The following is a 14,953-nucleotide window of genomic DNA, read 5'->3' as shown; positions in this document are numbered from 1 at the left end:
GGGCCCCATGCCCGGCCCGGCCCCGTGCGAACTGCGCGGGAACGGGAACACTGCGATCCTGATCGAGGAGAGCAAGCGTTCATCGGCTGTCGGACGGGGGTGATGACCCCGTGACTGCGAGACACGAGAACACACGGGGAAGTGCCGTCGGGTACGTCGACCCGTTGGGAGAGCCGTTCCTGCAGACCCGTTTCGCCCTGCCCGCCAGGCCGGCCACCTTCCTGCGCCGGCGGCGGCTGACCGAACACCTCGACCAGGCCCTCGGCACCCCGCTGACGATGGTCAACGGCTCTGCGGGCGCGGGCAAGACCCTGCTGGTCGCCGACTGGGCCGCCCGGCTCGGACAGCCGGTCGCCTGGTTCACCAACGAGGCGGAGGACCAGGGCTGCGGAGTGTTCTGGGCCTACGTCCTGCAGGCACTGCGCGCCGCCGGCGTACCGCTGCCCGCCGGGATCGGCTGCCCCGGGGACGCCGGCCGGGTGGAGCACACGCTGCTGGCCCGCCTCGCCGACGAGCTGAGCGGACGGGCGCGCCCCGCCATCCTGGTGCTCGACGAGTTCGACCGGGTGACCGCCCCGCGGATCGCGGAGCAGCTGGAGTTCGTCCTGCACCACGCGGGTCCGGGACTGCGTCTGATTCTCGTCACCCGGACCGAGCCGCTGCTGCCGCTGCACCGGTACCGGGCCGCCGCGGCCATGACCGAGATCCGGGACGCCGAGCTGGCCTTCACCGCCGACGAGGCGGCCGCCCTCCTGGCCCGGCACGGCCTGCGGCTCTCCGCCGAGGCCACCCGCGCCCTGGTGGAGCGCACCCGCGGCTGGGCCGCCGGGCTGCGTCTGTGCGCCATGGCCGCCCAGCAGCGCCCGGACCCCGAGACGTATCTGGCCGACTTCGAGGCGGGCCGGAGCACGATCGCCGACTTCCTCCTCGCCGAGGTGCTGAAACGGCAGCCGTCCCGGACCCAGGACCTGCTGCTGCGCGTCAGCGTCATGGAGCGGTTCTGCCCCACGCTGGCCGAGGCGCTGACCGGCACCGACGGCGTCGAGCCCGAACTGGCCGGACTGCACACCCAGAACGCGTTCGTGGAGGACCTCGGGCACTCCTGGTACCGGCTGCACCCGCTGTTCGGCGAGATCCTCCGGACCCATCTGCGGGTCCGCTCGCCCGGCCTCGAACCGGAACTCCACCGGCGTGCCGCGCGCTGGCTGCGTGCCTCCGGTTCGCTCCCGGAGGCACTGGCGCACGGCGCCGCCGCGGGCGACTGGGAGTTCACCACCCGTGCCCTCGTGGACGACCTGGCGATCGGCCAGCTCTTCACCGGCCTGCGCGCGGACGACCTCACCGAGTTGTTCACCCGGATGGACCCCGAGGTCCCGGGCGCGGCGGCGGAACTGGTGCGCGCCGCGCGCGACCTGTCGGGACGCGACGTGGACCGCGGCCTGAGTCATCTGCGCCGGGCCGAGGACGGCCTGCGCGCCGAGAGCGGCCGGCGCTCCGGACCCGGCCGGCACCCCGGGGATGTTCCGCCCGCGCTCCCGTCAGACGCGGCGGGCCGGCTGAGCTGCGTCCTGCTGGAGGCCCTGGCGGCGCGGCTGACCGGATCGCCCGGCCGCGCCGAGAAGGCGGTGGCCGAGGCCGGCCGACTGCGCGACGAGGTCCCCGGCCACCTCCTGCGGAAGCACCCCGAACTCACCGCCCTGCTGCTCACCCACCTTGGTTCCGCCCGGCTGTGGGCCGGCCGCTTCGACGACGCGCGCGACGCCCTGACCGAGGCGGCCGGCTGCCCCGGCGGCGCGTCGACGGCGCTGCCCCGGGAGGACTCCCTCGGGCACCTGGCCCTGATCGACTATCTGAACGGCTGGCTCGGCAGGGCGGAGCGCCAGGCGCTGGCCGCGCTGCACGAGACGGAACGGTTCGGTCTGGGCCGCCCCTCGAGCCCCGGGCTGGGACAACTGGTGCTGGCCGCCGTGGCCGTCGAACGCGACGACCTGGCACGGGCCCGCGGCCTGCTGGACGAGACGGCCGGCTCCGGGACGGTCCCGCTCGATCCGGTGACCGCCGCCGGCCGGTCCCTGGCGACGGCACGGCTGCTGCTGGCGCGGGGCGAGCCGAGGGCCGCAGCAGCCGTGGCCGACCCCGCCGTACCGGCCCTGACGGCCTCCCCGTGGGCGGAGGTGCACACCGCGCTGGTCACCGCCGCCGCCCACCTGGCCGAGGGCCGGCCGGACTGCGCCGCGAAGGTGCTGGACGACGTGCCGTACGACGGCGAGCCCGCGTACGCGGCGGAGCTGGCCCGGGCCCAGCTCGACGCCGGCAACCGCGACGCGGCGATCGGCCTCCTCGACCTGGTGGACGTCGGGAACCGCACCGGCCCCGGGGTCACCGTCCGGGCCGCGCTGGTGCGCGCGCGTGCGGCTCAGGAGGAGGGGGACGACGCCACCGCCCGCAAACTGCTCGCCCGGGCCCTGCTGGACGCCCGCGGGGAGGGGCTGCGGCGCCCCTTCCTCGAGGCCGGACCGCGGATCCGGCACCTCCTGGACACCCCGCCCCTGCAGGCCCTGGCCGCCGGCTGGCTCACTCCGGGCGGCCCCTCCGCGCGGGCCCGCCCGGGCACGGCCGCGAAACCCGCGCCGCTGGTCGTCGAGGAGCTGAGCGGCCGCGAGCGCGAGGTACTGGGCCGGCTCGCCCAGATGATGTCCACGGAGGAGATCGCCGCCGACCTGTACGTGTCCGTCAACACCGTGAAGACCCACCTCAAGAGCGTCTACCGGAAACTCGGCGTGAACCGGCGCGGCGAAGCGGTGCGGCGGGCCCGTGAACGCGGATTGATCTGACCCCGGCACGGATCGGCGAGGTGGAGAGCGTGAGACATTGGCGAGCGCTGATGGTGCTGGGCACGGCCCAGTTCCTCATGGTGCTGGACACGTCCGTCATGAACGTCTCCATCAGCCGGCTGGTCGAGGACTTCGACACCGAGGTCACCGCCATCCAGGCCGTCATCACCCTCTACGCGCTGGTCATGGCGGCCTTCATGATCATCGGGGGCAGGCTCGGCGACATCCACGGCCGCCGCCGTCTCTTCCTCCTCGGCCTCGTCGTGTACGGCACCGGGTCGGCCCTGACCGCCCTGGCGCCCACGCTGTGGGTCCTCGCCCTGGGCTGGTCCGTCATCGAGGGACTCGGTGCCGCGATGGTGCTGCCGGCCATGGCGGCCCTGGTCGCCGAGTCCTATCGGGGAAAGGACCGGGCGGTCGCCTACGGCGTGATCGGCGGGCTGGCCGGCGCGGGTATCGCGGTCGGCCCGCTGCTGGGCGGCTGGGTGACCACCTACCTGACCTGGCGGCTGGTCTTCGCGGGCGAGGTCGTGGTGGTCATCGCCGTCCTGTGCTGCCACCGGGTGATCACGGAGCCCCGCCGCACCGGCCCCGCGCCCCGGATGGACGTGGTCGGCGCGGTGCTCTCGGCGGCCGGCCTGGCGCTGGGCGTGCTCGGTGTGCTCCAGAGCAGCACCTGGGGCTGGGTGCAGCCACGCAATCCGCCCTTCACCGTCCTCGGCTTCGCGCCGACCCTGTTCGTCATCGGCGCCGGGGTGGCCGTGCTGTCCCTCTTCGTGCGCTGGGACCGCGCACGGGAGGCCAGGGGCGCCGACCCACTGGTGCACCTGGCGCTGCTCCGGGTGCCGCCCCTGCGGTCCGGGCTGCTGACCCTGCTGAGCCAGAACCTGATCCTGCTGGGGCTGTTCTTCACGATTCCCCTGTACCTGCAGGTGGTGCAGGGGTTCGACGCCTTCCAGACGGGACTTCGGCTGCTGCCGGTGTCCATCACGATGCTCGTCACGTCGCTGACCGCCGCCCGGCTCGGCCGGACCCTGGGGCCGCGCCGGGTCGTCCGGCTGGCCCTGCTGACGCTCACCGTGGCCGTCGTGTGGCTGCTGGCCACCATCAAGCCCGCCATCGACGACGCGCAGTTCGCCGCCGCCATGGCCGTGCTCGGCATCGGCATGGGCCTGCTCGCCTCGCAGCTCGGCAACGTCGTGCAGTCCAGCGTGGGCGAGGCGGAGCGCAGCGAGGTCGGCGGCCTGCAGTTCACCGCGCAGAACCTCGGGTCGGCGCTGGGCACCGCGCTCATCGGGTCGATGCTGATCGGAGCGCTGGCACACGCCTTCACCGCGGACGTGGAGAACGATCCGCTGCTGTCGGCGCAGACCAAGCAGCAGACCGGGGTGGCCCTCCAAGCCGGCCTCACCTTCGTGCCCACCGACCAGGTCCGCTCGGCGGCCCAGCACGCCGGTCTGCCCCCGGCCGAGGTCGACGCCATCACCGCCTCCTACGCCTCGGCGCAGCTCGACGGTCTGAAGGCGGCGATCCTGGCCACCGGCGCGATCACCCTCGCGAGCTTCCTCGTCACGCCCGGCCTGCCGTCGGCGCCGGGGCGCGGTGCCGAGCGGCCGGAGCACGGCGCTCCGGCCGGCGCCGGCGACCCGGTCCGGTGAACGCGAAAGGATGTGCCGATGTCCTCGACCCGCCCGACCACCACGCGGACACAGCGTGCCGACCGCCGCACACACGCCGACTACACGGGCGCCGTCTACGGATCGATGCTCGCCGCGTCGGTGGTCGTCGGTGCCGGCGGGCTGGGCAAGTTCCCCCGGGTGCAGCTGGTGCTGCTGCTGGTGCTCACCGGTCTCGTCTTCTGGGTCGGGCACGTCCACGCCACGCTGTTCGGCGCCCGGCTCGCACAGCGGTCGCTGACCGGCCCGACCATCCTGCGGGTGTGCCGCGAGGAGTGGCCGATCGTGGAGGCGGCCGTACCGCCGGCCCTCGCCGTCGCCGTGAGCCCGCTGCTGGGACTGGACGTGGCGGGCGCCGTGTGGCTCGCCGTCGCGGTGGCCGTGGCCGGCCAGGTGGGCTGGTCGGCGGTCGGGGCCCGGCAGGCGGGAGCCTCCTGGCGGCTGGTGTCCGTCACGGCGGTGGTCAATCTGCTGCTCGGCCTGGTGATCATCGCCTTCAAGATCGCGCTGACCCACTGACCCGCCCGCACCCGCCCGGTGCCCTCGGCCACCGTGCCCCGTATCACCTGCGCCGGGTGAGGTCCTAGGCCCGGGGGGCGGAGCAGGATCGCAGGTGAGACCGCAGGCGGCCCGCGGCGGGAGAACGGCACATGCGCTATGAGATCCGCGTCGATGGACACATGTCGGAGACCCTGACCAAGGCCTTCCCCGAACTGGACCATGTGATGATGTCCGGTCAGACGGTCCTGTTCGGGCGGATCATCGACCAGGCGCATCTCTACGGGCTGCTGGTCCGCTTCCAGTCACTGGGACTGCGGGTCGTGGAGATGCGGCAAGTCCCCGAGTGAAGGCCGGGGGTTCGACCCTGGTCCCCCCCTGTCTCCGCCGCCTGAACCGTCTTCTCCCCGGCCTGCCGCCGCGACTCACACATCCGTCGCCTGGATCCGCCCCGAGCGCGCGGCCTCGCCCAGCGCCGCGAAGTCCCGCTCGTTCTGGTCCGCGTACGCCTGCGCGAAGTGGGGCAGCGCGCGGTCGAAGCGGTCCCCGCCGCCGAGGTAGGCGGCGATGGCGACGGGGTCGCCGGAGCGGGCGTGGGCCCGGGCCAGCGAGGCCCCGCACACCTGGCCGAACAGGTTCAGCAGAGGCGGGTCCATGGTCTCCGGGCGGAGAATGCCCTTCCAGTCCCGCAGTTGGCGCACGTAGAAGTCCCGGCCCCGCCCGTCGAGGCCGATGACGTGGGTCCAGCCCAGGAAGATGTCGCTGGTCGTCTGGATGAGCCGCTGGCCGGCCACCACCCGGTGCCCCTGGTTGTCGTCCCGCTCCCCGTCCGTGTACGGCGCCAGCACCGACTCCTGGGCCTCCTTGGCCTGCAGCAGCAGGGGATCGTCGTCGTCCCGGCCGAGCAGCAGCAGGATCCAGCAGCGGGTGCCGACACTGCCGACGCCCACCACCTTGCGGGCGGCGTCCACCAGCCGGTAGTGGCCCAGCAGATGCCGCCGCTCCGAGGGCAGCGTGCGCGCGTACTGATCCAGCAGCGACTGCAGGTACCGGTCCTCCTGCTCCGCCGGTCTGCCGGCCTCCAGGTCCCGCAGGGGAGTGATCAGCGGCGGGTCCGCCGCGATCCGCCGTCCCCGCGGCGTGAGCGTGGTCAGCTTGGCGAAGGCTTGCATATAGGTGCGTGAGCGGGCGCGCGCGGTCGCCTGTTCGGTACGGCGCCTGCCCGCCTTGTCCATCGAGGAGGCCAGCAGCGCGCGCATCCGGTCGGCGTCGTCCTGGGCGTACCAGATGTCGAGCGTGCGCATGCGGGCGAACTCCCGCATCCGCTCCCGGTAGGCCCGCACGCAGCGGAGCACGGCCTCGTTCTGCTGCCTGACCGAGAAGCCGTCGGCCCGGCCCGCGATGACGAAGCTGGCCGCCAGCCGCTTGACGTCCCATTCGAACGGGCCCGGGAAGGTCTCGTCGAAGTCGTTGATGTCGAAGACCAGCCGGCGCTCCGGTGAGGCCAGCAGCCGGAAGTTCAGCAGGTGGGCGTCGCCGCACAGTTGCACCTGGAGCCCGGTGCCGGGCAGCGGACCGAGATCCGCCGCCATGACCGCCGCGGCGCCGCGGTAGAAGCGGAACGGGGACTCGAGCATCCGGCCGTAGCGGATCGGCACCAACTCCGGTACGCGGGTGGCCGACTGACGCTCCAGCACCTCGATCACGTCCGGCCGGCCCGGCGCGGGCCCGAAGGCGCCGTGGCCCGAACGCGGGACGCGGGAGCGGGCGTTCCTGCCCCGGGCCGCGCGGTCGGCCAGTGACCGGGAGACGGTGACGGCACTCGGTGCGGTCATGATGTGGGCCCTCCTCGTGCCTCACCCCCGTGCCACTCCACCCCACCGTTCCGGCCGGTGGGAGGGATCACCCACCACGGGTGATCCCTCGCCCCGGCCGGAGCGGAATGCTTGCCGCTGAGGGGTTCGCGCGCCGCCCCGCCGGCGGCCCGGCAGACGCCCCGTCGGTCACGCGAGGAGGAGCCATGACCGAGCCGCGTGGTACGACACCGGGCACCGGACCGTCGCATGCGTTCGGCGGGGCGGCCGCGGGACCGGGGCCGGGGCCGGGGGAGTCCATGACGGTGCTCGCCCGGTCGTGGCTCTGGATCCTGGGATCGGCGCTCGTGACGCTGGTTCCGGGTGTCCTGATCCTCGTCTGGCCGGACGAGACCCTGCACGTCGTGGCCGTGCTCATCGGCCTCTACCTGCTGCTCGTCGGCGCCCTGCGGTTCGTCACGGCCTTCTCCCGGGAGGGAGCCGGGGAACGGCTGCCCGGGCTGCTCATCGCGCTGCTGTTCGTCCTGGCCGGGGTGCTCTGCCTGCGCAACCCGCTGCAGACCATCGCCGCGCTGTCACTGATCGTCGGACTCGCCTGGCTGGCGTCCGGCATCCTCACGCTCTACACCGCGATCTCCGCCGAGGACCTCCCGCACCGCGGAGTGGTCCTCGGCGCCGCGCTGCTCGGCATCGTCGCCGGGATCGTGGTGCTGGTCCTGCCCACCGAGTCGGCGCGGGCGCTGACCCGGCTGCTCGGGCTGTGGCTCGTGCTGCTGGGCCTGGTCGAGCTCGCGGTCGCCTTCGCCTGGCGGTCGGCGCTGCGCGGTGCGGACCGCCAGGCGAAGGCGACCGCGCGGGCCACCCCGCCGAGCGTGTCATGAGACACCCCGCGCCGGGGCGCCCCGCCGGGCAGCCCCGGCCCGCCGCCGTGCGGCCGCCGGACGGTTCCGGCCCGCCGCTCCGGGTGCCGCCGGACGTCGGTGGCGCACCGGCCACGATCACCCGCCTCGGGTGAGGCCACCACGCCCCGCCCCGCGCACGCTGAGATCGGCACACACCCGCCCTGTCGGCTCGACAGGCCGGAGCCCCGGACTGAGGAGAGAAATGAGCGCGCAGACCTACCTCGCGTACGACTATCCACTGCTGAGCGCCTTCTGGACGATGCTGGTGTTCTTCCTGTGGATCATGTGGTTCGTCCTGCTGTTCCGGATCATCGTCGACATCTTCCGCGACGACGGCATGAACGGCTGGGCCAAGGCCGGCTGGACGCTCTTCGTGATCGCGCTGCCCTTCCTGGGCGTCCTCGTCTACCTGATCGCCCGCGGCAAGGGCATGGGGAAGCGGGAGCAGGAGCAGGCACGCGCCCAGCAGGCCGCCTTCGACTCCTACGTCCGGGAGACCGCGCTGGGCGGCGCGGACCGCAGGAGCAGCGCCGACGAACTCGCCAAGCTGTCCGAGATGCGCTCGCGCGGCGACATCAGCGACGACGAGTTCCGCAGGGCCAAGGAACTGGTCCTCAGCGGCGGCGGCACGGCCACCGGCACCGCCACCGGCTCCGGGACGGCGCAGCAGCCCGCTCGCGGCGTACCGACCTCGTCCGGACGCTGAGCACCTCCCACCACGACGAATGGAGGCACTGGTATGACCGCGTCACCGCGCACCAGCACGCACACCCGGACCGCCAAGCAGCAGTGGGCCGGTGGCCTGACGGCCTTCGCGGGCATCATGCTCATGATCGCCGGGCTGCTCAGCCTGTTCCGCGGCATCATGGCGATCGCCCAGGACGACGTCTTCGTCACGACTCCGAACTACGTCTTCAAGTTCGACCTCACCAGCTGGGGCTGGATCCACCTGGTACTGGGTGTGATCGCGGTGGCCGTCAGCTTCGGTCTGTTCGGGCCGTCGATGTGGGCACGGGTGGCCGGCGTGGCCATCGCCGGGCTCGTCATCATCGCCAACTTCCTGTCCCTGCCGTACTACCCGGTGTGGTCGGTCGTCATGATCGCGCTGTCCGGCTTCATCATCTGGGCCCTGTGCGTCGTCAAGGGTGACGACACCTCCGGGATGACCTAGCGCGCCAGGACCACGACCCGTCACCGGTGTGCGAGGAGGACGCATGGACAGGTATCCGCCCATCGCGGAGCACGGAATGGTGGGTGACCTCCAGACGGTGGCCCTGGTGTCGTCCGGTGGAACCGTCGACTGGTGGTGCACCCCTCGCTTCGACTCGCCCAGTGTCTTCGCCTCGCTGCTGGACAGCGAGCGCGGCGGTCACTGCCGGCTGGCGGCGGAGCACCCGGACGGCGACGGGATGTCGGTGCGCCAGCTGTACCTGTCCGACACGGCGATCCTGGTCACCCGGTTCATGGGGCCCGGCGGCGTCGGCGAGGTCGCCGACTTCATGGTTCCCGTCGACTCGCCGGAGCCCACCGGCCGGCACCAGCTGATCAGGGTCGCCCGGGTCGTGCGGGGCACCCTGCCCTTCGTCCTCACCTGCCGGCCGCGCTTCGACTACGGGCGCGCCCGGCACTCCCTCGCCCTCGCGGACGGCCACGCGGCCGTCCTACGGGGCCCGGGCACGGACCTGCACGTCCAGACCACCGGCGGCATCACGCTGCGGGCCGACGGCGACGACGTCACCGCCCGCTTCACCCTCTCCGCGGGTCAGGCCGCCGCCGTCGTGCTGACCACCGCGGACGGTGGAGCCCCCGCCCCTCAGGTGCCGTCCCTGTCCGGCGTCGCCGAGGACCTGGAGCGGTGCCGCGACTTCTGGCTCTCCTGGCTGCGGTCCTGCACCTACCGGGGGCGCTGGCAGGAAGTGGTCAACCGCTCGGCGATCACACTCAAGATGCTCACCTACGCGCCGACGGGGGCACCCGTCGCCGCGGCCACCATGGGACTGCCCGAGCAGGCCGGCGGCGAGCGCAACTGGGACTACCGCTACACCTGGGTCCGGGACGCCTCCCTGTCCGTCGGCGCGCTGATCGACCTGGGATTCGTGGAGGAGGCGCACGCCTTCCGCCGCTGGCTGCGCGACCGCGTGGAGGCCGGCGGCACCGCCTCGGGCGACCCCCTGCAGATCATGTACCGGGTGGACGGCGACCCCCATCTGACCGAGGAGACCCTCGACCACCTGGAGGGCTACCTGGGATCACGGCCGGTACGGGCCGGCAACGCGGCCGCCGACCAGCTCCAGCTCGACATCTACGGCGAGGCCTCCGACGCCCTGGTGGTCGGCCGGGACGTCGGCGCGATACGGGGCTGGAAGGCGCTCAGCGGTGTGCTGGACTGGCTCGCGGACAACTGGGACCGGCCCGACGAGGGCATCTGGGAGACCCGCGGCGGCCGGCAGAACTTCACCTACAGCAGGCTGATGGCCTGGGTGGCGTTCGACCGGGGCATCCACGCGGCCACCGAGTTCTCCCGGCCGGCCGACGTCGAACGCTGGACCGCCGCCCGGGACGCGGTCTTCGAGCAGATCACCGAGCGCGGCTGGCACGACAAGCGGAAGGCCTTCGTGCAGCACTACGACACCGACGTGCTGGACGCCTCGCTGCTGCTGATGCCCCGGGTCGGCTTCCTCTCCCCGCACGACCCGGACTGGATCAGCACCCTCGACGCCATGGACGAGGAACTGGTCAGCGACAGCCTGGTCTACCGGTACGACCCCGCCGCGTCCCCCGACGGACTGCGCGGCTCCGAGGGCACGTTCAACCTCTGCAGCTTCCTCTACGTGGAGGCGCTCGCCCGCTCCGGCCGGCTACTGCAGGCCCGGCACGCGTTCGACAAGATGCTCACCTACGCCAACCACGTCGGCCTGTTCGCCGAGGAGATCGGCCCCTCGGGCGAGCAACTCGGCAACTTCCCCCAGGCGTTCACCCATCTCTCGCTCATCACCGCCGCCATGGCGCTCGACGAGGAGCTGAGCCGGGCGAGCACGATGCCGAGCGACGGCGGAACCCGGCACCCCGGCGTCCACGGCTTCAAGGTGCCGCCCGAGACCTCGGACGGAGGCAACGAGGGTGACTGACCAGCCGGTGCCGGCCAAGGTCCCGCCGGGGGAGCGGCGGGTCCTCGCCGCGCTGGCCCTCGCACAGTTCATCTGCAGCTTCGCCGGCTCCAACATGAACGTGATGATCAACGACATCAGCAAGGACCTGGACACCACGGTCCAGGGGGTGCAGGTCTCCATCACCCTCTTCCTGCTGGTCATGGCCGCGCTGATGATCCCCGGCGGCAAGATCACCGACCGCTACGGCCGCAAGCGGTGCTTCCTCGCCGGTCTCGTCGTCTACGCCGTGGGCGCGCTGCTGTGCGCGGGGGCACCGGGACTCGGTGTGCTCATCCTCGGCAACTCGATCCTCGAGGGCGTCGGCACCGCCCTGCTGATCCCGCCGGTCTACATCCTCACCACGCTGCTGTACCCCGACGTCACCTCCCGCGCCCGGGCCTTCGGGGTGATCATGGCGCTGGGCGGCATCGGCGCGGCGGCGGGCCCGCTGATCGGCGGGCTCATCACGACCGGCATCAGCTGGCGCGCGGCCTTCGTGTTCCAGGCACTGGTCATCGCGCTGATCGTGTGGCTGAGCCGCGGTATCGAGGACCCCCTGCCCCCGGACCCGCACCGTGCGTTCGACACCGGGGGAGCGGTCCTGTCGGCCGCCGGCCTGGTACTCATCGTCATGGGCATCCTGGCGGCGGACAACGACGTCTGGCTGATGATCGCCCTGCTCGTCCTCGGCGGCCTCGTCCTCGCCTGGTTCTTCCGGTCCACGCGCGCGAAGGAACGGGCCGGCCGCGAGCCGCTGCTCTCGCTGAGCCTGTTCCGCGACCGCACCTCCAACCTCGGGCTCATCACGCAGAACGTGCAGTGGCTGCTGCTCATGGGCACGTCCTTCACGGTGGCCGCCTACCTCCAGGTGGTCCGCGGCTACGACGCCATCCAGACCGGAGTGATCTTCACGGCGGCCACGCTCGGGCTGCTGCTGACCTCGCTGGCCGCCGAGCGGCTGGCCCAGCGGCGGTCGCAGCGGACCCTGATCATGGCCGGCTTCGCGCTCTCCGTCGCGGGCGTGGCGGTACTGGTCGCCCTGGTCGCCGCGTTCTCCACCGCCTGGGCATTCGTCCCCGGGCTGCTGTTCATCGGGCTGGGACTCGGCGTGATGCTGACCCCGTCGGTGAACGTCGTCCAGTCGAGCTTCCCGGAGGAGCGGCAGGGCGAGATCTCCGGCCTGTCGCGCAGTGTGTCCAACCTCGGCTCGTCGTTCGGCACCGCCATCGCCGGCACCATCCTCGTCGCCGGGCTCACCACGGGCGCCTACGCCGCCGCGATGATCACCCTCGGCGTGATCGGCCTCGGCGGCCTCGCCGCGGCGGCCCGCCTGCCCCGCGTGCCGGGCGGCACGGCGGCCGGGGCCGCCACGGCCGACACCGCGCCGGGAACCTACACGGCCGGCACCGCGCCGGGAACCGAGACGGCCGGCACTGCGCCGGCGACCGACACGGCCGGCACACCGCCGGGGACCGGGGCGGAACCGGCGGCGGAACCGCCGGTCCCGGACCCCGTGCGCCCCCCTGCTCCGCGCCGCCCGCACCGCGCGTGACATCATCGGCCCCGGTCAGGACCGACGCCGAAAGCGGTGGCAGGAGCCGCACGAGGAGCACGATGAACCCCGGTCTCACCGCCCCGCCCGCGGTGGGCACCTCGCTGCTGGACGACTTCTCGCTGGAGATGACCGGCAAGGACGTGCCGAAGCTTCAGGAGGCGCGCCGCAGCATCCCGCCGGGCACGCGGATCAACGTCACCTTCCTCGCGGGCGAGGACCTCGCCACCCGGCTGGCCGCCGCCCGCGCGGTCAAGCGGCTCGGCTTCGTCCCGGTGCCCCACATCTCCGCCCGCCGCCTGCCCTCCCGGGGCCACCTGGAGGAGTTCCTGGCCGGCCTGGCCGCGGACGGCACCGCCGAGAACGTGTTCGTGGTCGGCGGCGACCCCGCCCGCCCCGAGGGCCCGTACCCGGACGCCCTCTCCGTCATCCGCACCGGCCTCCTCCAGCGGCACGGCGTGCGCCACATCGGCATCAGCGGCTACCCGGAGGGGCACCCCGCGATCACCGACCGCACACTGTGGTCGGCGCTCACCGACAAGTCGTCGGCCCTAGACGCCGAACGGCTCACCGGCGACGTCATCACCCAGTTCGGATTCGACGTCGACCCGGTGCTCGGCTGGCTGGAGGCCGTCCGCGCCCGGGGCGTCGCCCTGCCGGTCCGCATCGGCGTACCCGGCCCCGCCGGGGTCCGCCGGCTGATGACCTACGCCACCCGATTCGGCGTCGCCACCAGCGCCTCCGTGGCCCGCAAGTACGGCTTCTCGCTGACCAACCTCATGGGCACGGCCGGCCCCGACCGCTTCCTGCACGCCCTCGCCCGGCGCCACGACCCCGCCCGGCACGGCAGGGTGAAGGTGCACTTCTACACCTTCGGCGGGCTGCGGGCCACGTCCGAATGGATAGCCCGGTTCCGGCACGGGGAGCGGACGGGCTGACGACCGGGCGGGGCGATCCGGCGGCCGCCCGGCCACCGCGACGTACGTGTCGGATTCCCGCCAGCGAGCGGCCCCCGAGGTGACCGATCCTTGAGCCATGCAGACAGGGATGCACCTCGACCGGGAGCACTGCGTGAGCGCCGTGCGGTCCAAGGACGCGCGGTTCGACGGATGGTTCTTCACAGCCGTCCTGACCACCCGCATCTACTGCCGGCCGAGCTGCCCGGCCGTCCCGCCGAAGGCCGAGAACATGACGTTCCTGCCGAGCGCGGCGGCCTGCCAGCAGGCCGGGTTCCGGGCCTGCAAGCGCTGCCGTCCCGACACCAGCCCCGGCTCCCCGGAGTGGAACCAGCGCGCCGACCTGGTGGCCCGGGCGATGCGGCTGATCGCCGACGGGGTCGTGGACCGCGAGGGCGTACCCGGGCTGGCCGCCCGGCTCGGCTACAGCTCACGGCAGGTCGAGCGCCAGCTCCTCGCCGAGCTGGGCGCCGGACCCCTCGCCCTGGCCCGGGCCCAGCGGGCGCAGACCGCGCGGCTGCTCGTCGAGACGACTCCGCTGCCCATGGCGGAGGTCGCCTTCGCGGCCGGCTTCTCCTCCATCCGCGCCTTCAACGACACCGTCCGCGAGGTCTTCGCGCTCTCCCCGAGCGAGCTGCGCGCCCGGGTGCCGGGAAACCGCCCGGCCAGCACCCCTGGCACCCTCGCGCTGCGGCTGCCGTTCCGGGCCCCGCTCAACCCGGACAACCTCTTCGGCCACCTCGCCGCCACCGCCGTACCGGGCGTGGAGGAGTGGCGGGACGGCGCCTACCGGCGCACGCTGCGGCTGCCGTACGGACACGGCATCGTCGCCCTCACCCCGCGCCCCGACCACATCGCCTGCCGTCTCACCCTCGGCGACCCGCGCGACCTGACCGTGGCCATCAGCCGCTGCCGGCGCATGCTCGACCTGGACGCCGACCCCGTCGCCGTCGACGAGCGGCTGCGCGCCGATCCCCTGCTCGCGCCGCTGGTGGACCGGGCGCCCGGCCGCCGGGTGCCGCGCACCGTCGACGAGGCCGAGTTCGCCGTCCGCGCCGTGCTCGGACAGCAGGTCTCCACGGCCGCCGCCCGCACCCACGCCGCCCGCCTGGTCATCGCGCACGGCAAACCCCTGGACGACCCCGAGGGCGGCCTCACCCATCTCTTCCCGTCCCCCGAGGCACTGGCCGCCGTGGACCCCGAGACCCTGGCCATGCCGCGCACCCGCCGCGCCACCCTCACCAGCCTGGTGCGCCAACTGGCCGACGGCACCCTCCACCTGGGCGTCGAGTCCGACTGGGCGGAGGCCCGGGCCCGCCTGCGCGGCCTGCCGGGCTTCGGCCCGTGGACGGCCGACGTCGTCGCCATGCGGGCCCTCGGCGACCCCGACGCCTTCCTCCCCACCGACCTCGGAATCCGGCGCGCCGCCCGGGAACTGGGCCTGCCCGCCACCCCGGCCGCGCTCACCGCCCGCGCCGAGTCCTGGCGCCCCTGGCGGGCCTACGCGGTCCAGTACCTGTGGGCGACGGACGGCCACCCCATCAACTTCCTGCCCGCCTGAGGAGCTTCACC

At 73.4% G+C, this 14,953-nt stretch carries 12 protein-coding genes; 11 read left to right on the top strand and 1 reads right to left on the bottom strand.

The window, feature by feature from the left end; all coding sequences use genetic code 11:
- Window positions 1-110: 110 nt before the first annotated feature.
- The 4 genes from ABZ478_RS07660 to ABZ478_RS07645 all read left to right on the top strand — a co-directional run bounded on the left by ABZ478_RS07660 (window position 111) and on the right by ABZ478_RS07645 (window position 5,358).
- Window positions 111-2,834, top strand: a complete 2,724-nt coding sequence (locus tag ABZ478_RS07660) for a LuxR C-terminal-related transcriptional regulator (RefSeq protein WP_359546252.1) — start codon at window positions 111-113, stop codon at window positions 2,832-2,834.
- A 29-nt stretch (window positions 2,835-2,863) separates the two neighbouring features.
- Complete coding sequence (locus ABZ478_RS07655; RefSeq protein WP_359546250.1) at window positions 2,864-4,492, top strand: MFS transporter; 1,629 nt, start codon at window positions 2,864-2,866, stop codon at window positions 4,490-4,492.
- An 18-nt stretch (window positions 4,493-4,510) separates the two neighbouring features.
- The gene (locus ABZ478_RS07650) at window positions 4,511-5,029 is read left to right on the top strand and encodes a hypothetical protein (RefSeq protein WP_359546248.1); all 519 of its coding nucleotides are present in this window, start codon (window positions 4,511-4,513) and stop codon (window positions 5,027-5,029) included.
- A gap of 131 nt (window positions 5,030-5,160) precedes the next feature.
- Entirely contained in the window at window positions 5,161-5,358 is a 198-nt protein-coding gene (locus ABZ478_RS07645; protein WP_351671639.1) for a hypothetical protein, read from the top strand.
- A 75-nt stretch (window positions 5,359-5,433) separates the two neighbouring features.
- On the opposite strand, the gene ABZ478_RS07640 is transcribed toward ABZ478_RS07645, so the two are convergent.
- Window positions 5,434-6,843 (bottom strand): DUF2252 domain-containing protein, encoded by a 1,410-nt coding sequence (locus ABZ478_RS07640; protein ID WP_359546246.1) that lies wholly within the window; start codon window positions 6,841-6,843, stop codon window positions 5,434-5,436.
- Between the two features lie 185 nt (window positions 6,844-7,028).
- Between ABZ478_RS07640 and ABZ478_RS07635 the strand changes: the two genes are divergently transcribed.
- The 7 genes from ABZ478_RS07635 to ABZ478_RS07605 all read left to right on the top strand — a co-directional run bounded on the left by ABZ478_RS07635 (window position 7,029) and on the right by ABZ478_RS07605 (window position 14,942).
- Complete coding sequence (locus tag ABZ478_RS07635; protein WP_359546244.1) at window positions 7,029-7,703, top strand: DUF308 domain-containing protein; 675 nt, start codon at window positions 7,029-7,031, stop codon at window positions 7,701-7,703.
- Window positions 7,704-7,926: 223 nt separating this feature from the next.
- Window positions 7,927-8,430: an SHOCT domain-containing protein gene (locus ABZ478_RS07630; RefSeq protein WP_359546242.1), complete on the top strand. Its 504-nt coding sequence runs from the start codon at window positions 7,927-7,929 to the stop codon at window positions 8,428-8,430.
- A 33-nt stretch (window positions 8,431-8,463) separates the two neighbouring features.
- Window positions 8,464-8,895, top strand: a complete 432-nt coding sequence (locus ABZ478_RS07625) for a hypothetical protein (protein ID WP_359546241.1) — start codon at window positions 8,464-8,466, stop codon at window positions 8,893-8,895.
- Between the two features lie 43 nt (window positions 8,896-8,938).
- Window positions 8,939-10,852, top strand: coding sequence for a glycoside hydrolase family 15 protein (locus ABZ478_RS07620; protein ID WP_359546240.1), 1,914 nt, complete (start codon window positions 8,939-8,941; stop codon window positions 10,850-10,852).
- Window positions 10,845-12,425 (top strand): MFS transporter, encoded by a 1,581-nt coding sequence (locus ABZ478_RS07615; RefSeq protein WP_359546239.1) that lies wholly within the window; start codon window positions 10,845-10,847, stop codon window positions 12,423-12,425. The genes ABZ478_RS07620 and ABZ478_RS07615 overlap by 8 nt, the downstream gene beginning before the upstream one ends.
- Window positions 12,426-12,487: 62 nt before the next feature.
- Window positions 12,488-13,363 (top strand): methylenetetrahydrofolate reductase, encoded by an 876-nt coding sequence (locus ABZ478_RS07610; protein ID WP_359546237.1) that lies wholly within the window; start codon window positions 12,488-12,490, stop codon window positions 13,361-13,363.
- 97 nt (window positions 13,364-13,460) lie between these two features.
- Window positions 13,461-14,942: an AlkA N-terminal domain-containing protein gene (locus ABZ478_RS07605; RefSeq protein ID WP_359546236.1), complete on the top strand. Its 1,482-nt coding sequence runs from the start codon at window positions 13,461-13,463 to the stop codon at window positions 14,940-14,942.
- Window positions 14,943-14,953: the final 11 nt, after the last annotated feature.

It is taken from the genome of Streptomyces sp. NPDC005706, from assembly GCF_040631045.1.
GTDB lineage: Bacteria > Actinomycetota > Actinomycetes > Streptomycetales > Streptomycetaceae > Streptomyces.
The sequence above is the reverse complement of the archived record's forward strand: the minus strand, read 5'-3'. Positions and strand labels throughout refer to the sequence as shown.